Source organism: Corynebacterium sp. HMSC058E07 (genome assembly GCF_001809885.1).
Lineage (GTDB): Bacteria > Actinomycetota > Actinomycetes > Mycobacteriales > Mycobacteriaceae > Corynebacterium > Corynebacterium macclintockiae.
On record NZ_KV799279.1, the window covers coordinates 64800 to 83601 of the forward strand.

Below are 18802 nucleotides of genomic sequence, written 5' to 3' on the forward strand. Positions count from 1 at the left end.
CTTGGGAAACATGGGTATTTTCAATTTCGGCAAGTCCGGCCATGCGCGCGACGAAGCCGCAGCTACTGCGGATCTGATTCACCAAGCTCAGCGCGCCCCCTATCCTTCGGGGCCGATCGCTCGCCGATTCTTCGGCGCGATCGATCGGACAGTGTCCGTCCAGGAACCGCTGATCCGTTCCTACGTCGCCAACATCGAAAAGAGGCACGGCGACGCCAGCCTGCAGCGCAAACAGGAAGTTCTAGACACGCACTTTAAGAACCTGGCCACGGGTTCCGGCGCGGGAACCGGCGGCGTGGCAGCCGTGCCGGGCGTGGGCACGTTGCTTTCACTTGCTGGCATTACCGCGGAATCCGCGCTGCTGGTCGAGGTATGCGCACTGTACGCTCTGGCCTCCGCGGAGCTGCATGGCATTGATATCTCAAAGGAAGAAACCCGCCGTGCTGTCGTGTACCTGGCTATCTCTGGAGCTACGGCCAAGGAACTGGTGCAGGCAATCGCCGAGGACAACACGTTCGGTTCCCTGAAGGCTGCGAACAACCTGCGCGGTACGCGGAAGCTGCGGGATACCAGCTCTGTGGAGCTCAAACAGGCCAACAATGTTCTGGGACGTTTCGCATTCCGCCAGGTCCGCAAGCGTTTCGACGGGGCGATGTTTAAGAAGGTTCTGCCGTTCGGCGTCGGCGCCTACCTAGGCGCTAAAGCCAACCGCAAGATCGCGGAACACATGATCGACAACGTGCATGTCTTCATCCGCGAGGCTGACAAGATCTTCTAGTTCTCGGCCAGCTCGCGGCTAACTCTCATCCAGCCCCAGGAAGCCGCTGTTCGACGGTATGGGGTGGTCCGCGCCTCGCGTTAGAATCATCGGCGTGTTCAGAGTCATCCAAGAAGCCGCCCGACACCATCGATGGTTGTTCATTTCCGTCGTCGTGTTTTCGGTGCTGCTTCCTGTCATCGAGCTGCTTTTGCCACTCCTGGCGGGTGCCTCTGTGGATGGCAGCCGGCGCGCTATTGGGCTCCTTGTGGCCGCTGCCTGTGCGCGTTTTGTCGTGCAGTCGCTGCGTCGGTTCCTCGCCGGTACGTTCAGTGTGCGCACCCAGCACAGCCTGCGCACTCGGATGTTCCGCGCGATCCAGTCCGTCGATGCGCAGCAGGGGCGAGCTTTCGGCACTGGCCAGGTCATTTCGCGCACCATCACCGATCTGACGAAGGTGCAGGGCACGGTAGCGATGTTGCCGTTGATGGCGACCAGCATGCTGGAGCTCGTTCTGGTCTTCGCCGTGGTTCTCTGGATCTCCCCTCCCATCGCAGGCATTGTGGCGGTGCAGATTCCCCTGCTCTTCGCGGTGGCTTATGCCTCCCGCACGCGTCTGTACGAGCCGTCGTTGGCGTCGCAGAAGCAAGCCGCGGTGATCGCCGAGCAGGTCGACCGCACGGTCTCTGGGGTTCAGGTAGTCAAGAGCTTCGCCCAGGAGCCCCGGGAGGTCGCCCGCTACAGGCGGGAATCGGCGAGGCACTACGGCATCAACATGCGCGTCGCAAAACTGAGTGCCCTCTTCCAGCCAGCTCTATCCGCCCTCCCAAACGTTGCTCTGGTCGCCGCAATCGGGCTGGGCGGATGGTTGGCGATGCGCGGCACGATCAGCGTGGGAGACTTCCTGGCTGTCTCCACGTACATCACGATGATCGCGCGCCTTGCCCGAATGGCAGCGGGGATGCTGGTCAATGTGCACGTCACCGAACCGTGTGCGGATCGGATTTTTGAAATTATTGACGCCCCGCCCCGCCCCACCGGCACCACGTCTGTGCGCGGCCCGATGGGGTTCTCGGGGTTCGTCCCCATCTCGCCGGGAAACACCCCAGTAAGGCTGGACATTTCCCCCGGCAGCACCGTCATCGTGGAAGGACCGGTGGCCTCGGGGAAGACGCGCCTGGCGCATGCTCTAGCCGGTTTGAACAGCGTGGATGCGCAGAAAATCGAAGTCACCGACGGGGAGTCGGCAGAGTCGGGACGATCTGCACAGTCGATTCCACTGCTGGAGGTTCGGGAAGCCGACCGGCCCGCACTGGTGATGGATGAGGCCTTCCTATATTCCGGCACGATCCGGGAAAACATCTTGCTCGGTCATTCGGCCACGGATCAGGAGGTGTGGGAAGCAGCGCATCTGGCCTGCGCCGATACTTTCATCAGGGACGCTGGCGGGCTGGATACAATCGTCGGCGAGCGCGGAATCACCCTGTCCGGAGGGCAGCGCCAGCGCATCGCCATCGCCCGCATGCTGCTGCGTAAACCACACACGATCATTTTCGATGACGCTACGTCGGCCATCGACCAGGCCACCGAGGCGACAATCCTAGCTAACCTGCGCGCCACCATTTCCCGTCCCACCGTGGTTTACATCAGCCATCGAGCCGACGGGGGCTTCCGCAATCCGGACCAGGTAATCACTCTGCCCTCGGCGCGTCCCAACCCCGAAAACGACACAGTTAGCGAGCAGCCATCTGAGAATTCTGCAGAGAATGGGGCCGAGAAACTCGCAGAATATCCGCCCGCCGAACCGCGCATCGCGGATCTTTCCCTGCCTTCCGGTGGCGATGGTTTCCGCCTGCGCACCCTGTTCGGCATGGTGCCGGGTCTGATTGCGGCAGTTGTGGCGACCCTGCTGCTGTCCTCGGCCGCGGACATCGCCCTCCCCACCTTTATCCGCCACGCCATCGACCACGGAGTTGCGGCCAACGATATGCAGGCGCTCTGGACTACCTGTGGGGTCGCATTGATAGTAGTCGCAGCTTCCTGGGCTGCACAGATCGCCAACACCATCCTCACCACCCTCACCGGCGAGAAGCTGATCTTTGCACTGCGCAACAGACTCTTTAGGCACATCACCGACATGGATCTGCTGTGGTTTCACCGCCAAGCCAGCGGCAGAATCATGACTCGTCTGACGACCGACATCGATTCGCTGTCCAACTTCTTGCAAACGGGTCTATCGCAGACGATCGTGTCCGCCTCCCTGGCACTGGGTATCGTCGGCATGCTGCTGGCCACCGACCTAACTTTGGCCGGAATAGTGGCACTGTTCTTGCCCGTCATCGTGGTCGCCACAGTCGTCTTCCGTATCATTTCCCGCCGCCTGTACAGCCGGGCACGCAACCAGGTCAGCCAGGTTAATGCAACGTTCCAAGAAGCCCTCATGGGGCTCAGTACCGGCCAGGCCTACAACTACGGATCCACTTTGCAGGGTCGACTGGATGAGGAATCCAGGCAATACCTCCGTCTGCGCACCTACTCGCAGACTGCCGTCAGCCTCTACTTCCCCGGCATCAATCTGTTGACTCAGCTGGCGCAGGCCGCGGTTCTCAGCGCCGGTGGAACCCTCGTTGCACAGGGACAGACCACCGAGGGCGCACTGGTGGCCTTCAGCCTGTACCTCACCATGCTCTTCGGGCCGATCCAGCAACTTTCCCAGGTATTCGACCAGTTCCAGCAGGCCAGCGTAAGTGTCTCGCGTATCCGGGAACTCCTCAACGAGCAACCAGCAATCACCGCACCCGCGAACCCAACTACGCCCGAGTTGTCGGCAGGCCCGGCGATCCGGTGTGAGGGCGTCATGTACAAGTACGGCGATGGCGAACCCACCGTGCAGATCAACCACACCTTCCGCGGCACCACGGCCGTGGTCGGCGCAACCGGGGCGGGCAAGACCACGCTGCTGCGATTGATCAACCGATTCGTGGAACCGACGGAAGGGGCGATCCTGGCCGACGGGGTGGATATCCGAAACTTCGACGTGCGCGACTGGCGACGTTGCATCGGCACTGTGCCCCAGGAACCACAACTTTTCGCCGGAACTGTCGCGGAGAACATCGCGTATGGCTCCGACAACGGCAGCGTGCTTGCTGCGGTAGAGCGCATCGGCGGGGCAGCTATACTACAGACGATCCCCGGCGGGCTGGGCGCCCACATCTCCCCCGGCGCACACGCGCTATCGGCGGGCCAGAAGCACATGATCGCCCTGGCACGCGCCGAATACATCCGCCCGGCGATCATGCTGTTGGATGAGGCGACGGCAAACATCAGCGACGAAGAGGAAGCGCAGATCGTCGAGGCGATTGCCCTCGCTACCCGCGAGCGCACGGCACTCATCGTCGCCCACCGGCTGCGCACCGCCGCGCGAGCCGACACGATCGTCGTGATGGAACACGGTCGAATCGTAGAAATTGGCTCCCACAAAGAGCTGCTCCAGCGTGACGGAGCCTACGCTGAATTATGGAATGCCGCCCCAAGCCCAACTGCGGGTTTGTAGTAGGGTGGAACGACGAGACTTAGAGTCATTAAGGAAAGAGGCGAGGACCTGCTGTGAGCAGCGCGAATTTCGGTCAAAACGAATGGCTGGTCGATATGATGTACCAGCAGTATAAGGAAGACCCAAAGTCTGTCGACGCAGAATGGCGCGATTACTTTGAAAAAAACTCCTCCCCCGTAAGTACGTCGGGCAACACCCAGGCTGCGACGGGCAATGGATCTCAGAAGACCACCGTCACCCCTACCCGGGATACGACGGCCGGCGGTAAGCAGCCGAAGGGCTCTGCGTCCCAGCGCCAGACCCCTCAGAGCTTGGGCGGCAGCGCTAAGCCCACGCCGAAGCGCACCGTCCCGCCGGCACCGAAGCAGCCGGTTGAGGCTCCAGAACCGGGCAAGACCACCATTAAGGGCGCCGCAAAGGCCGTGGTGAAGAACATGGACATCTCCCTGGAGATTCCGACTGCTACGTCCGTGCGCGATATGCCGGCAAAGCTGATGTTCGAAAACCGCGCCATGGTTAACGAGACCCTGCGTGCGCGCGGTGGTGGCAAGATCAGCTTTACCCACATCATCGGTTACGCCCTGGTGCAGGCCGTCAAGGCTCACCCGGACATGAACAACTCCTACGAGGTTGTCGACGGCAAGCCGACCCTCGTTACCCCGGAGCACATCAACCTGGGTCTGGCTATCGACATGGTCGGCAAGAACGGCCAGCGTTCCCTGGTGGTCGCCGCCATCAAGGAAGCCGAGAACATGTCCTTCGGCGAGTTCGTCGAGAAGTACGAGGACGTTGTTCACCGCGGCCGCGAAGGCAAGCTGACGATGGACGACTTCACCGGCGTGACCATCTCCCTGACCAACCCGGGCGGTATCGGCACCCGCCACTCCGTGCCGCGCCTGACCAAGGGCCAGGGCGCCATCATCGGCGTGGGCTCCATGGACTACCCCGCCGAGTTCGCAGGCGCCTCCGAGGATCGTCTGGGCGAGATGGGCATCGGCAAGCTGGTGACCATCACCTCCACCTACGATCACCGCATCATTCAGGGCGCAGAATCGGGCGAATTCCTGCGCACCATGAGCCGCCTGTTGATCAACGACGAGTTCTGGGATGACATCTTCCACGCCATGCGCGTGCCCTACGCTCCGACGCGTTGGAGCCAGGACCTGCCGAACATCGGCGTCGATAAGTCCACCCGCGTGATGCAGCTGATCGAGGCTTACCGCTCCCGCGGCCACCTGATCGCCGACATCAACCCGCTGCAGTGGACCCAGCCGGGTCTGCCGATCCCGGATCACTCCGACCTGAACATCGAATCCCACGGCCTGACCCTGTGGGACTTCGACCGCACCTTCCACGTCGGTGGCTTCGCTGGTCGCGAAACCATGACGCTGCGCGAGGTACTTGCCACCCTGCGCAAGGCCTACACCCTGAAGGTCGGTTCGGAGTACACCCACATTCTGGACGCCGAAGAGCGCAACTGGCTGCAGGATCGTATCGAGGCTGGCCAGGCCGAGTTCACCCCGGCTCAGCAGAAGTACATCCTGCAGAAGCTGAACTCCGCCGAGGCCTTCGAGAACTTCCTGCAGACCAAGTACGTCGGCCAGAAGCGATTCTCCCTGGAGGGCGCTGAAACGCTGATCCCGATGATGGATGCAGCCATCGACCGCGCAGCCGACGCAGCCCTCGACGAGGTCATCATCGGCATGCCACACCGCGGCCGACTGAACGTGCTGGCCAACATTGTGGGCAAGCCCTACGCGCAAATCTTCACGGAGTTCGAGGGCAACATCGACCCGGCCGCCGCAGGCGGTTCCGGTGACGTGAAGTACCACCTGGGTCAGCAGGGCCAGTACCACCAAATGTTCGGCGATAACGAGATCGACGTTTACCTGGCTGCTAACCCCTCCCACCTGGAGGCCGTAAACCCGGTCATGGAGGGCATCGCCCGCGCCAAGCAGGATCAGCTGCACGAGAAGCACACCGTTATGCCGCTGTTGCTGCACGGTGACGCCGCGTTTACCGGCCTGGGCATTGTTCAGGAAACCATCAACCTGGCTCGCCTGGAGGCCTACGAGGTCGGCGGTACCGTCCACATCGTGGTGAACAACCAGATCGGCTTCACCACCACCCCGGATGCCGGCCGCTCCACCCACTACGCAACCGACTTGGCAAAGGGCTTCGACTGCCCGGTGTTCCACGTCAACGGCGACGACCCAGAGGCCGTTGTGTGGGTTGCACAGCTGGCTGTGGATTACCGTAACCGCTTCGGTAAGGACGTCTTCATCGACCTGGTGACCTACCGTCGCCGTGGCCACAACGAGGCCGACGATCCGTCGATGACCCAGCCACTGATGTACAAGCTGATCGGTGAGACGAAGAGCTCCCGCGACCAGTACACCGAAACCCTGCTGGGCCGTGGCGACCTGACCGAGGAAGACATCGAGCGCGTTCAGCGCGACTTCCACGAGCAGCTGGAGACCGTGTTCACGCAGGTTCGCGAGGCAGAAAAGGGCGCTAAGCCGAAGGAACAAGGTGGCATCACCGGTTCCCAGGATCTGCCGCACGGTCTGGATACTTCCGTCGACCGCGTGCTCATCGAGCGCATCGGCGATCTCTTCGCCGACGTGCCCGAGGGCCTCACCCCGCACCCGCGCGTTAAGCCGGTCATCAAGCGTCGCAAGGAAATGTCCCGCAACGGCAACATCGACTGGGGCTTTGCCGAGCTGCTGGCCTTCGGTTCCCTGGTGGATGGCGGCAAGCTGGTTCGCCTGGTCGGTGAGGACACTCTGCGTGGTACCTTCACCCAGCGCCACGCTGTCCTGTTCGACCACACTGACCACGACCGTTACAGCCCGCTGGAGGAACTCGCCCGCGAGTCCGGCAAGGGCGGCCGCTTCGAGACCTACAACTCCGCGCTGACCGAGTACGCGGGCATGGGCTTCGAGTACGGCTACTCCGTCGGTAACCCGGACGCTCTGGTCGCCTGGGAAGCACAGTTCGGTGACTTCGCCAACGGCGCCCAGACCATCCTGGACGAGTACGTTTCTTCCGGCGAGGCCAAGTGGGGCCAGATTTCTTCCCTGGTTCTGCTGCTGCCGCACGGCTACGAGGGTCAGGGTCCAGACCACTCCTCCGCCCGCATCGAGCGCTTCCTGCAGATGTCCGCGGAGGGCTCCTGGACCATCGCCCAGCCGTCCACTCCGGCGAACTACTTCCACCTGCTGCGCCGCCATGCACTGGGCTCCCTGAAGCGCCCGCTGGTTGTCTTCAGCCCGAAGTCCATGCTGCGTAACAAGATGGCGGTCTCCTCCGTGGAGGACTTCACCGAGGTCAAGAAGTTCCAGTCCGTCATTGACGACCCGAACCAGAACGGCAAGAACGAAAACATCAAGACTGTTCTGATGTGCTCGGGCAAGATCTACTGGGATCTGGAGAAGAAGCGTCAGGCAGACGGTCGCGATGATGTCGCCATCGTCCGCGTGGAGATGCTGCACCCGATTCCGTTCAACCGCATTAAGGATGCGCTGGATAACTACCCGAACGCCGAGGTGCGCTGGGTACAGGACGAGCCGGCCAACCAGGGCCCGTGGCCGTTCCTGGCTCTGCAGCTGCCGGAGCACATCCCAGGCATCCAGCTGAAGCGCGTTTCCCGCCGTGCACAATCCTCCACCGCTACCGGTGTGGCAAAGGTGCACCAGCTGGAGCAGAAGCAGCTGCTGGAGGAGGCTTTCGAGTAAAACTCGGCAAGCCCTCAGCGGCTAGCTACTAGCCAGCAACAAGCCCGTCGCACTAGCGGCGGGCTTTTTCTTGGTCTCAGCCCCCTGCCCTGCCCCGAGCCCAAGTCCTAGCCCTAGCCCTAGCCTCCGAGCATCTCCATGGTCGTTCCCGTAGCCACGGAGTTCAGCTTCCCAACAATGTCGCGGCTCAGGCCTTCCTTCGCGTAGAGCACCACGGCGTTCTGCGGCAAAACAGTGCCTTGGCACGGCATGGCCTCCCCCGGCGCAGTAATACCGATATCCTGCGGAAGCACGTTGCGCAGCTCGTCGTACACCAGCGCCTCCCATTCCCGGTCGGACTTCGGGGTGCCGGACTTCGGGGTGCCGGACTTCGGGGCGCTCTCGTCCTGCTCGCCGCCCTTCACAGCCTCCCGATCCGCATATTCCCGGCGCAGCTCGAGGCCCCGGTTCCGATCCAGCCTTTGCAACAGCTCGCCCGTGCAGCCGAAGGTCACGGTCACTTCACCAGTGCGCAACTGGCGGACCCGGTAGTCTGCGGACACGAGTTTGCGCTCCACCTTTCGGTGGTCATCCTTGAGTCCCCGCACCAGGTAGCGGGCAAAAGCATCGGCATTGCGGTTGGGCATGGGCGAATTCCCGAGGGACTGCTCCGGCACGCCGACGACGAACTGCGGAGCGCTCTGTTCCGCGCACCCTGCCAGCCCACTTGCGGTGGCAAGACAGGTCACTGCCACGGTTAGCGACGCCACGTTCCGCCCGCCCAACACTCGCATCTGGTTCTTCCCCTTTAACTTTCTGGCGATATCCAGTATTTCTGGCTCTATCCAGCACTTCTGGCTGTGTTCAGCCATCCAACTTGCCACATACTACCGCGTCTTAGGCATCAAGTAACCTTAGTAGACATGAGTACTAGTCGTGTTTATGCAGGACGTTTAGCCGGCTTAGTGGTGCTGGGGCCAGACGGCGAATCCGTCGGTCGTGTCCGCGATGTCGTGATCACCATCCACGGCGATAATGCGACGGCACTTGGTTTGGTGGTGGAGATCTCCAATAAGCGAAAGATCTTCCTGCCGATGCTACGAATCGCGGCCATCACTGCCACGGACATCACCACTACCTCCAGTTCGGTGAACTTGCGCCCATTCAAATCCCGCTCTGCGGAGTTGACGATCTTCGAGGACCTCATCGGCTCCAAGGTGCACACGGACGATCCGGAGCACGAGGATCTTCACGGCAAGGTCGTGGAGATCACCGATGTGGAGCTCAGCCGTAGCCGTCGCCGCGAGTGGAAGATCCGCAACCTGGCGGTCACCCAGCGCAGTCGCCTGGGGCGCCGGACTGCGATCGACGTTATCCCCATCGAGCACATTCAAGGCCTCCACGCCTCTGGAACGGGAGCAGTGAACCAGGATGCAGAGCTGATCGCCTCATTCGCGCAAATGCGCAATGCTGACGTGGCTAACGCCCTGGTGGAGATGGAAGATGCCCGCCGCAACAAGATCGCCGCGGAGCTCGACGACGAGCGGCTGGCGGACGTGTTGGCGGAGATGCCGGATGACGATCAGGCTGCGATCCTGGAGCACCTCAACATCGAACGCGCCGCGGACGTGTTGGAGGAGATGGACCCGGATGACGCAGCCGATATTCTGGCGGAGCTGCCGGAGGATACCTCGGACGTGCTGCTGGAGCTGATGGATCCGGAGGAATCCGAACCCGTTCGTCGCCTCATGGACTTCTCGCCCGAGACCGTAGGCGCGCTCATGACTCCTGAACCCATTATTTTGACGCCGCAGGCCACCGTCGCCGAAGCTCTCGCTCACGCGCGAAACCCAGAGCTACCAACGTCCCTGTCCTCCCTCATTTTTGTGGTTCGACCACCCCAGGCCACCCCGACGGGAAAGTACCTGGGCTGTGTCCACCTGCAGAAGCTGCTGCGTGAACCGCCGTCCTCCCTGATCGGTGGGATCCTGGATCTCGAACTACCGGCGCTGTTCGCGGAGGACACGCAGGAAACCGCGGCCCGCTACTTCGCGACATACAACCTGGTGTGTGGCCCGGTACTCGACCACGACCAGCACCTGCTGGGCGCGGTCAGCGTCGATGACCTGCTGGACCACATGCTTCCGGAGGACTGGCGCGAAGAGGATTGGCGAGTCGACGCCTCCTCCGTGGCACGCCCTGCCGCCGAATCCACTGACAGCTCCAGCCCCGAGGCAGCGAATGCGACCAACAATGAGACTGCGACCAACAATGAAGTGAAGGGGGTCTAGGCACTCTATGGCACGAAAGTTTTCCCGCGCAGAGCTAGATACGCCCACCGACGCAACGCGTCAGAAAAAGAAATTCAACCTGGACGGCGACGGTGTTGGCCGCGCAGCCGAGAACATCGCCCGCTTCCTGGGTACGGGCAAGTACCTCTTCTATCAGACGATCATCGTGATCGCCTGGATCGCGCTGAACCTGGGCGGAATGTGGTGGAACTGGGATCCATACCCGTTCATCCTTTTGAACCTTGCCTTCTCCACCCAGGCTGCCTACGCCGCACCGCTCATTCTGTTGGCGCAGAATCGCCAGGACGACCGCGACCGCGTGAGCCTGGACGAGGACCGCCGCCGCGCTGCGGAGACCAAGGCCGATACGGAATTCTTGGCCCGCGAGGTCGCCAGCGTCCGTATCGCCGTCGGCGAAACCGTCACCCGCGATTACCTGCGTCGCGAACTGGAGGAGCTCCACGACATTCTGCAGCGCATCGATGACAAGATCGACGATTCGCGGCGCGATGAGGAAGCCCGCGGAGAGTCCCGCGAAGACTAAGTCAGAGTTCCACCTACCAGGCCAAGTTAACGTCTGGGCAGTCGTTCGATACACTGAAAGCCATCATGTCCCAAGTCACTGAATCCGCTGTACGCAGCGCGCTATCCCGCGTAGAGGATCCTGAACTCAACCGCACGATCACGGATCTCGGCATGGTGAAGTCCATCGACATCAACGGTAGCGATGTCGCCATCGAGATCTACCTGACCATCGCTGGTTGCCCGATGAAGAACCACCTGACGGAGAAAACGCGCGAAGCTGCGGAATCCGTCGATGGCGTGGAGAACGTCACCGTCACGACCGACGTGATGAGCGACGAGCAACGCCGCAACATCCGCCAAATGGTGCGTGGCGATTCCGCTGATCCGGTCATCCCCTTCGCCCAGGCCGACTCCACCACCCGCGTGTTCGCCATCGCCTCCGGCAAGGGTGGCGTGGGCAAGTCCAGCGTCACCGTGAACCTCGCCGTAGCCTTGCAGAAGCGGGGTCTGAAGGTTGGAGTGATCGACGCCGACATTTACGGCCACTCCGTACCCGGCCTCATGGGCTCCACAGATAAGCCCCACCAGGTGGACGAGATGATCATGCCGCTGCAGGCGCACGGCGTGAAGCTGATTTCCATCGGTCACTTCATCGGCGACAACTCCCCCGTCGTGTGGCGTGGCCCCATGCTGCACCGCGCTATCCAGCAGTTCCTGGCGGATGTGTTCTGGGGTGACCTGGACATCCTTCTGCTGGACCTGCCGCCGGGTACCGGCGACGTGGCGATCTCCGTCGCCCAGCTGGTTCCGAATGCTGAGCTGCTGATCGTCACCACCCCGCAGGCTGCTGCCGCAGAGGTGGCGGAGCGCGCCGGTTCGATCTCCCAGCAGACCCGCCAGCGCATCGGCGGCGTGATCGAGAACATGAGCTGGATGGACATGCCGGACGGCTCCCGCATGGAGGTCTTCGGCTCGGGCGGTGGCCAATTCGTCGCCGACCGCCTGTCCCAGATCACCGGCACTAAGGTGCCGCTGATGGGCCAGATCCCGCTGGATCCGAACCTGCGCATTGGCGGAGACTTAGGCAATCCGATCGTGCTGTCCGAGCCGAACTCTCCGGCCACGATCGCCTTCGGCGGAATTGCCGATCAGTTGGCCGTTCGTCGCAGTTCGCTGGCAGGTAAGTCGCTGAACCTCGGCGTCACAAAGAAATAGGCCGAAAGACCCCGGCCGCAACCGCGGCTAGCGCGGTTTAGGTCACGTCCTCCCACCCGTAACCGGGTGTGGAGGGCTTTTCTTTATCCCCAGCGTTACCTGCGTTTCCCGCGCCCCCGGCATCTCCCGTGAGCTGCTCTGCAGCATCGGCGACCGGGCTCGAGGTCTGCGCGCGGGACTCCCCAGCGGTCGACTGCTGGGTTACGGCGATGCCTCCGTTGTCCGCGCTACCGCTCGCGGGGGCAGCGCTGCCGGCAGGAGCCTTCTTCTTTGCACTGTCCGCCTTGAGGGACTCGCGCAGGTTCGGCTTACGCACCGTATCCACGGTGTCTTTCACTTCCTGCTTCGTCTCGCTGAAAGAGGTCAGGATACTGTCATCATCGTCCAACAGAGTCTTGGTAATGAAGCCCTTAGCACCCATCTGGCGCACCGAGTTGAGCTCCTGCAGTGGCTTAGAGAACTCCCGGAAATCCTCCCCCAGCTCCCCATCCAGCTGCTCTTTGGCCTGCGAGACGGCCTTGCGCACTGCCAACAGCATCGCCCGAGCTTCCTTGATGAGCCCCGGCAAACGCTCCGGGCCAATCAGAAACAGCGCAACGATCAAAAGTACGAGGACTTCGCCCCAACCTACATTGGAAAACACCTGTCTAACCTAACTTAATCCGCACAGACTTTCACTCTACTTGCCGCGCAGGTGCAACTTCCGAAGCAACAAATCAACTCGGTCGACTAGAGTTTCGGGGCGCCGACAGCCGTCCACTGAGAATCGGTGGGGCGAATCGTTCTCGCAGCATTCCTCGGGAATGCGCTGCAACTTCTCCATCAGCCCACCCGGGGTGTGAACCGCTGCGGCATGTTTGCGCATGCGATTGGCTGCCGTGCGCTGTGCACGAACCTCTTCCCGGCAGTGTTCGCAGTGTACAAGGTGGATCTTGGCTCGGTGCTCTGCCCGGCGCGATAGTTCGCCGTCCACGAGGGCGGCGATGGCCTCGGTCGACAGGTGATCGATAGACAGCTCCCCGGTGAAGTTTTCTACGAAAGATGTCACACGCGCTACCTACCTTTCTGTCCTTGTCTGTCCCGCACTATCTCGCGCTATCCCGCTTCGCTAGCTACACCGGGCTTTTAGACCTGGCCGGTGTAGACCAGTTCGCCTTGGTTACGTTCCAGGTTACCGCGAAGTTGGGCACGGGCGCGGTGGATGCGGGAGCGCACGGTGCCCATCTTGATGCCCAGGGTTTGGGAGATCTCGTCGTAGCTCATCCCCAGCCCGTCACACAGCACCACCGCCACACGGTATTCGGGGGCTAGTTGATCCAGGGCCTTCTCCAGCGCCGGATCCAAGTTATTCAGTTCAAAGGTCTCCGCTGGGTCCGCGATGCCACCTTCGATGCGGTCGTAATCCTCGGGCAGCTGCTCCATGCGAATCTTCGCGCGACGGCGCACCATGTCCAGGAAGAGGTTGGTTGTGATGCGGTGGAGCCAACCTTCGAAGGTGCCTGGCTGGTAACTCTTCAAGCTCCGGAACACGCGCATGAACGTGTCCTGCGTGAGGTCTTCGGCGTCCTGCTGATTGCCCGCCAGCCGGTAGGCCAGGAGGTACACGCTGTCTGCGTGTTCTGCGACCAATTCACCCCAGCTGGGAAGCTCGCCGGTACCTGCATCAAACTCTGCGGTACTACGGGGGTTGGGGGTTCGGTCTGCGTTCATGACCATATTGTGACTGATCGTCCTCAAATTCTTGTGCTGCACACCTGGCAGTTTCCTGTGAGAATTTTACCCCCTCGTGGGGAGGGGGGGAAAGTTAGTCACTCCGGTCACATCTGTTCACTCTCTTTTCTATTTTTGACGCCACAGTCTGACATGCCGAAGACAAGCACAACATTGGCGCTTCCCTGGCCTATCGTCAGGAATCGTGAATGCTGCATCATCTTCCCCAATCGAGGCCATCCGTGAGTACGTTCGGGCCACTACCGAGCCAGACGAGGTCGTCACTGCCGCCGTCGAGGCCGCGCAGGAGTTCGGTCTGCTCACCCCCGATGCGATGACGGCCGAGTTCCTGGAGTTCCTGGCTACCCGCGCCGGCGCGAACGCCGCCGCCAGCGGCCACACCCCCACCGGCATTATCGTGTCCCCCGCCAGTGGTGTGATCGGCCTGCACCTTTTCAAGGGACTCAACGCTGCCCAGGTGGAGGGACACCTGACGTGCATCGAGCCAGAAGTGCAGCATCAGCAGCTGGCTAAGCAGGCTTTCGCGAACGCTGGGCAGCGCCCCAACACCTTCCGATTCCTGCCCAGTGCTCCGCTGGACGTTATTCGCCGTCTGGCTAGCGATAGTTACGACATTGCAGTTGCGGAAGCCGCCACGGAGGAGTTCACCGCGATCGTGGAGTCCACCCTCCCGGCACTGCGCCGCGGTGGCGTCCTCATCCTGCTGGACTCCCTGATGGATGGCCTCGTCGGCGATGACAAGCACGCCGATCGCCAGACTACCCGCGCCCGCGAGGCAGATCAGTTCTTCCGCGAGCTGGATAACGCGAAGGTCGCCCGCCTCCCCCTCGGAGCGGGCGCCACGCTGATCACCAAGATCAGCTAACTCCCTTCCTCCCCGCCGCTTGCGCGGCGGAGGTTTAGACAACCACGTTCTTGCCGATGCAGACCACGCCACCCTTGGAGATGGTGAAGCGATCCTGATCGCGGGCGCGGTCCACTCCGATAATCTCGCCCGCGGAAACCTGAACGTTCTTGTCCAGGATGGCGTGGCGCACCACTGCGCCGCGGCCAATGCGCACGCCCGGCATGATCACGCAGCCTTCGACAGAGGCACCCTCTTCCACAATCACGTTCTCACTCAGCACGGAGTTACGCACCGTGCCGGCGGAGATGATGCAGCCCGCCGAAACCATCGAAGACTGGGCGATTCCGCCCTTAACGAACTTCGCGGGCGGCAGGTTACCGGTCTCTGCGGTGTGGATCGGCCACTGCTGGTTGTACAGGTTAAACACCGGGTGCACGCTGATCAGATCCATGTGCGCCTCGTAGAACGCGTCGACCGTACCCACGTCGCGCCAGTATCCCTTGTCGCGCTCGGTCTCACCCGGGACGTAGTTGTTGGAGAAGTCGTAGACGTAGGCCTCTCCACGGTTCACCAGGCGCGGAATGATGTCGCCGCCCATGTCGTGGTTGGAGTTCTCGTCCTCAGAGTCCTCCTTCAGCGCGTCAATCAGCGTCTGCGCGGTGAACACGTAGTTGCCCATGGAGGCGAAGGAGACCTCTGGATCATCCGGCACGCTCGGCGGTTCCGCCGGCTTCTCCAGGAACTGCTCGATCTTGTTGTCATCGTCTGCTTGAATCACGCCAAATGCCGTAGCTTCGTGGCGCGGAACGCGCAGTCCTGCAACCGTCACACCGGCGCCGCTGGCGATATGTTCCTGCACCATCTGCTCCGGATCCATGCGGTACACGTGGTCCGCACCGAAGACGATGATGTAATCCGGCTGCTCGTCGTACACCAGGTTGAGGGACTGCAGAATCGCGTCCGCGGAACCGGTGAACCAGCGCTTCCCCAGGCGCTGCTGTGCAGGTACAGGGGTGATGTACTGGCCGGTCAGGCCCGACAGCTGCCAGGACTGGGAAATGTGGCGGTCAAGGGAGTGGGACTTGTACTGGGTCAGCACACAGATCTTGTAATAACCTGCGTTGACCAGGTTGGACAGTACGAAGTCGATCAGGCGATAGTTACCGCCGAAGGGCACGGCGGGCTTAGCGCGGTCGGCGGTGAAAGGGTACAGGCGCTTTCCCTCGCCACCAGCAAGGACAATGGACAGGACATTCGATCTGCTCTTCACACTTTCCAACCTAGCGACCCGGCGGTAGTTTTGCTTGCCAAGCAGGCAATCCAATTACTGGCGACCGTTGTTGCCAGGACACGCGGTGCGCAGCCGGTTAGTCTGGAGGCATGCGTATCGCCATGCTGACAAAGGAATATCCCCCAGAGATCTACGGTGGCGCCGGGGTGCACGTCACCGAACTGGTTCGCTACATGCGGCAGCTGGAACACGTCGACGTGCACTGCATGGGCGGGCCTCGCGAAGAGCAGGATGTTTATGTCCACGGGGTAGATCCCGAGCTTTCGGACGCCAACGGTTCCATCAAGACACTCTCCACCGGACTTCGCATGGCGCACTCCCTCGGCGATGTAGAGGTTGTGCATTCCCACACCTGGTACACCGGCCTGGGAGGCCACGTTGGTGGCCTGTTGCACGGCATCCCCCACGTGGCGACCGCCCACTCGCTAGAGCCACACCGCCCCTGGAAGCGCGAGCAGCTCGGCGGTGGCTACGATGTCTCCTCCTGGTCGGAGAAGAATGCGATGGAGAACGCGGATGCCGTTATCGCCGTCTCCGCCAAGATGAAGGAATCCATCCTCGACGCCTACCCAGCAATCGACCCGGATCGCATCCACGTGGTGCTCAATGGCATCGATTCCGAACTGTGGCAGCCCCGCCCCACCTTCGAGGCGGCCGTGGAGGCTGGCAATCGATCCGTACTCACGGAGCTCGGCGTCGACCCCAATCGCCCCATCGTCTCCTTCGTCGGACGCATCACGCGCCAAAAGGGCGTACCCCACCTGCTTAAGGCAGTCGCCCACCTGGATCCGGAAATCCAAGTTGTGCTGTGTGCCGGCGCCCCCGATACCCCGGAGATCGAGGCCGAAGTCACCGCATTGGTGGAGGCGCTGCAGGCAGAACGCGACGGCGTGTTCTGGGTAAAGGAAATGATGGAGAAACCGGCTTTGCAGGAGATCCTGTCGGCCTCCGATGCGTTCCTCTGCCCCTCCATCTACGAGCCCCTGGGAATCGTGAACCTGGAAGCCATGGCGTGCGGGACGGCAGTTGTGGCCTCCGACGTCGGAGGCATCCCGGAGGTTGTCGTCGACGGAGAGACCGGCACGCTGGTTCACTACGACGAGAACGATGCCGAAGCCTTCGAACGAGGCCTCGCCGAAGCCACCAACGCACTTGTCGCAGATAAGGACAAGGTGCGCAGCTTTGGAGAGGCCGGTCGCCAGCGTGCGGTGACGACTTTCAGTTGGGCAACCATCGCCGAGCAGACCGTGGACGTGTACAAGTCCCTGCTTTAACCGCAATCCGCTGGTATGAATGGTGGCATGCATTCTTCCTCCCACAAACACCGCCCGGAACTGCACATCACCGCAGAAACGGGGGTGTTGGAAGCCCCAGCAGGCGCCGTTTTCTCCGGCAATGCCCTGCACGTATTCCACCAGTTCCGCCCGCGCCCTTCCGAGGGCTCTCGGTGGGCGCACCAGGTGGCTTCGGAAGCCACCTACGACTGGGACATCTGCGATGACGTGGTCGTTCCAAACCGGGGGCTAGCAGACCAGGAGGGCACCGCCCGCGGCGCAGAGGTCGATATTCTGGCCGGCGCCACGGTTCCGGTGGGTCTGGGGGCGGAACTGTTCTTCGTCGTTACTCACGCTGCAGGTGAAGCCACTGCTGCGGAAGCGCGCGGCGCCGACATTCCCCACGGCCAGCGCGGCCCACGAACCTTCACGATCGAACGGGCGCTTATCCCCAACCTAATGGAGGCCACGGAGGTATCCGACGATCCGAGTCTGCCGGATCCCCACGTCCAGCGGCTCGGCGCCATCGACATTGACGATTCCGCCCACCCGGTAGAAAACCTGGTCACCCCCAGCGTGATTCGCCACGAGGATCCCGCCCACCCGGACGAGGGTTGGCTGATGATCGCCCTATCCCTCATTAACGACGTGGATGCGCAGATCGTTGTTCTGCGGTCCAGCGACCGCCAGCATTGGCGGGGACTCGGCCCACTGGAGCTTCCTGCCGAGGCCGCCCTGCGCCCCGATCGCCCCTTCGCTCCGCGCATTGTTTCTATGGTGGACGCCGACTCCTCCGCCCGCCGAGATGTCTTGTTCGTGACCTTCCCCGGCGGCGCGGGCGAATCCGATGAGGTCGCTGGGTACGTAGTCGGCAACCTGAGTGGCAATGCCTTCAAGGTGACCACCCCGTTCACCGTCATCGACTTCGGCCACGACTTCACCCGCCCGCGTGTGATCGACTACCACACGCCGGTGATGTTCGGCCTGGTGGGCGCGCACCCATCGCTGGACGGCCAGTGGGCCAACTGCCTGTCGGCACCCCGCTACCTCTCGCTGGTGGGCGGGGAGCTGTACCAAGATGTCGTCGGCGCCCCTACCGCCGTGCGCACGTTCTCTGACTATGCGTTCATTTGGTCCGCTCAGCTGGACGCCCAGCAAGGCAGCGTGGATGTCGATGTCACGGATGATTCCGGGCAGGTCATTGCAACAATCAGCTACACCAACGATGCGGTGTCCGTTACCCGCCTGGGCGTGGATACCCGCACGGCACCGCTCAAAGACGCAGACTCGGACACCCTGACGGTGTTCCTGGACGGGCCGGTGTGTGAGGTGTTCGCCGATGGCGGTGCTGTGACCCTCACCAGCGCTATTCCGGCGCACTCGCAGATTTCCGATATCGACGTGCGCGCAACCGGTGGCGCAAAGATTATCTCCTCCATGCAGACGGCCGGTCGGCACCTGATGCGCATGCAGGCTGGCCTGACCTCCCCGGAGGATCAGGAAGCCTACATGGCGGAGGCCCTCATCGCCGATCGCGACGTGGCCGCGGGAATCTTCGACGAAGACTAACTGTGTTATGTCCATAGGGTTTTTGGACATGGA

14 protein-coding genes are annotated in these 18802 nt (G+C 62.1%); 9 read left to right on the forward strand and 5 right to left on the reverse strand.

From position 1 onward, the window contains the following. Positions 1 to 10 precede the first annotated feature (10 nt). From HMPREF2678_RS07965 to HMPREF2678_RS07975, 3 genes are all read left to right on the forward strand, one after another. On the forward strand, positions 11 to 778 hold the full coding sequence (locus HMPREF2678_RS07965; RefSeq protein WP_034973696.1) for a hypothetical protein: 768 nt from the start codon (positions 11 to 13) through the stop codon (positions 776 to 778). 94 nt (positions 779 to 872) lie between these two features. Further along, entirely contained in the window at positions 873 to 4310 is a 3438-nt protein-coding gene (locus tag HMPREF2678_RS07970; RefSeq protein ID WP_246817918.1) for an ABC transporter ATP-binding protein, read from the forward strand. A 53-nt stretch (positions 4311 to 4363) separates the two neighbouring features. Beyond that, positions 4364 to 8047: a multifunctional oxoglutarate decarboxylase/oxoglutarate dehydrogenase thiamine pyrophosphate-binding subunit/dihydrolipoyllysine-residue succinyltransferase subunit gene (locus HMPREF2678_RS07975; RefSeq protein ID WP_070551906.1), complete on the forward strand. Its 3684-nt coding sequence runs from the start codon at positions 4364 to 4366 to the stop codon at positions 8045 to 8047. A 119-nt stretch (positions 8048 to 8166) separates the two neighbouring features. Here the strand turns inward: HMPREF2678_RS07975 and HMPREF2678_RS07980 are convergent, their stop codons facing one another. After that, positions 8167 to 8796 carry a hypothetical protein gene (locus tag HMPREF2678_RS07980; protein WP_237743868.1) on the reverse strand — a complete coding sequence of 210 codons (630 nt, stop codon included), beginning with the start codon at positions 8794 to 8796 and terminating at the stop codon, positions 8167 to 8169. A gap of 153 nt (positions 8797 to 8949) precedes the next feature. Between HMPREF2678_RS07980 and HMPREF2678_RS07985 the strand changes: the two genes are divergently transcribed. The 3 genes from HMPREF2678_RS07985 (at position 8950) to HMPREF2678_RS07995 (ending at position 12057) form a co-directional block, all read left to right on the forward strand. After that, on the forward strand, positions 8950 to 10317 hold the full coding sequence (locus tag HMPREF2678_RS07985) for a magnesium transporter MgtE N-terminal domain-containing protein (RefSeq protein ID WP_237743867.1): 1368 nt from the start codon (positions 8950 to 8952) through the stop codon (positions 10315 to 10317). A gap of 7 nt (positions 10318 to 10324) precedes the next feature. Next, positions 10325 to 10861: a DUF1003 domain-containing protein gene (locus HMPREF2678_RS07990; protein WP_070551908.1), complete on the forward strand. Its 537-nt coding sequence runs from the start codon at positions 10325 to 10327 to the stop codon at positions 10859 to 10861. A gap of 65 nt (positions 10862 to 10926) precedes the next feature. Next, complete coding sequence (locus tag HMPREF2678_RS07995; protein ID WP_034970892.1) at positions 10927 to 12057, forward strand: Mrp/NBP35 family ATP-binding protein; 1131 nt, start codon at positions 10927 to 10929, stop codon at positions 12055 to 12057. A gap of 37 nt (positions 12058 to 12094) precedes the next feature. Here HMPREF2678_RS07995 and tatB read toward each other — a convergent pair whose 3' ends face one another. From tatB to sigE, 3 genes are all read right to left on the reverse strand, one after another. After that, positions 12095 to 12700 (reverse strand): Sec-independent protein translocase subunit TatB, encoded by a 606-nt coding sequence (tatB, locus tag HMPREF2678_RS08000; RefSeq protein ID WP_035000918.1) that lies wholly within the window; start codon positions 12698 to 12700, stop codon positions 12095 to 12097. A gap of 36 nt (positions 12701 to 12736) precedes the next feature. Beyond that, a complete protein-coding gene (locus tag HMPREF2678_RS08005) occupies positions 12737 to 13105 on the reverse strand; it encodes an anti-sigma factor family protein (protein ID WP_070551910.1) in 369 nt (122 codons plus the stop codon). Positions 13106 to 13182: 77 nt separating this feature from the next. Continuing rightward, entirely contained in the window at positions 13183 to 13773 is a 591-nt protein-coding gene (gene sigE, locus HMPREF2678_RS08010) for an RNA polymerase sigma factor SigE (RefSeq protein ID WP_034978353.1), read from the reverse strand. Between the two features lie 199 nt (positions 13774 to 13972). On the opposite strand from sigE, the gene HMPREF2678_RS08015 reads away from it, so the two are divergent. Then, a complete protein-coding gene (locus tag HMPREF2678_RS08015) occupies positions 13973 to 14653 on the forward strand; it encodes an O-methyltransferase (protein ID WP_034973709.1) in 681 nt (226 codons plus the stop codon). A gap of 34 nt (positions 14654 to 14687) precedes the next feature. On the opposite strand, the gene glgC is transcribed toward HMPREF2678_RS08015, so the two are convergent. Continuing rightward, the gene (gene glgC, locus HMPREF2678_RS08020; protein WP_034970897.1) at positions 14688 to 15905 is read right to left on the reverse strand and encodes a glucose-1-phosphate adenylyltransferase; all 1218 of its coding nucleotides are present in this window, start codon (positions 15903 to 15905) and stop codon (positions 14688 to 14690) included. A 110-nt stretch (positions 15906 to 16015) separates the two neighbouring features. On the opposite strand from glgC, the gene glgA reads away from it, so the two are divergent. Further along, positions 16016 to 17200: a glycogen synthase gene (gene glgA, locus HMPREF2678_RS08025; protein WP_070551912.1), complete on the forward strand. Its 1185-nt coding sequence runs from the start codon at positions 16016 to 16018 to the stop codon at positions 17198 to 17200. Positions 17201 to 17227: 27 nt separating this feature from the next. After that, positions 17228 to 18769 (forward strand): GH32 C-terminal domain-containing protein, encoded by a 1542-nt coding sequence (locus HMPREF2678_RS08030; protein ID WP_070551914.1) that lies wholly within the window; start codon positions 17228 to 17230, stop codon positions 18767 to 18769. Positions 18770 to 18802 lie beyond the last annotated feature (33 nt).

Excerpts from the sequence above, each read along its gene's own strand:
- glgA (WP_070551912.1), top strand. The coding sequence starts at position 16,016 with ATGCGTATCGCCATGCTGACAAAGGAATATCCCCCAGAGATCTACGGT.
- sigE (WP_034978353.1), bottom strand. The coding sequence starts at position 13,773 with ATGGTCATGAACGCAGACCGAACCCCCAACCCCCGTAGTACCGCAGAG.
- HMPREF2678_RS07990 (WP_070551908.1), top strand. The coding sequence starts at position 10,325 with ATGGCACGAAAGTTTTCCCGCGCAGAGCTAGATACGCCCACCGACGCA.
- HMPREF2678_RS07995 (WP_034970892.1), top strand. The coding sequence starts at position 10,927 with ATGTCCCAAGTCACTGAATCCGCTGTACGCAGCGCGCTATCCCGCGTA.
- HMPREF2678_RS07985 (WP_237743867.1), top strand. The coding sequence starts at position 8,950 with ATGAGTACTAGTCGTGTTTATGCAGGACGTTTAGCCGGCTTAGTGGTG.
- HMPREF2678_RS07965 (WP_034973696.1), top strand. The coding sequence starts at position 11 with ATGGGTATTTTCAATTTCGGCAAGTCCGGCCATGCGCGCGACGAAGCC.
- HMPREF2678_RS08030 (WP_070551914.1), top strand. The coding sequence starts at position 17,228 with ATGCATTCTTCCTCCCACAAACACCGCCCGGAACTGCACATCACCGCA.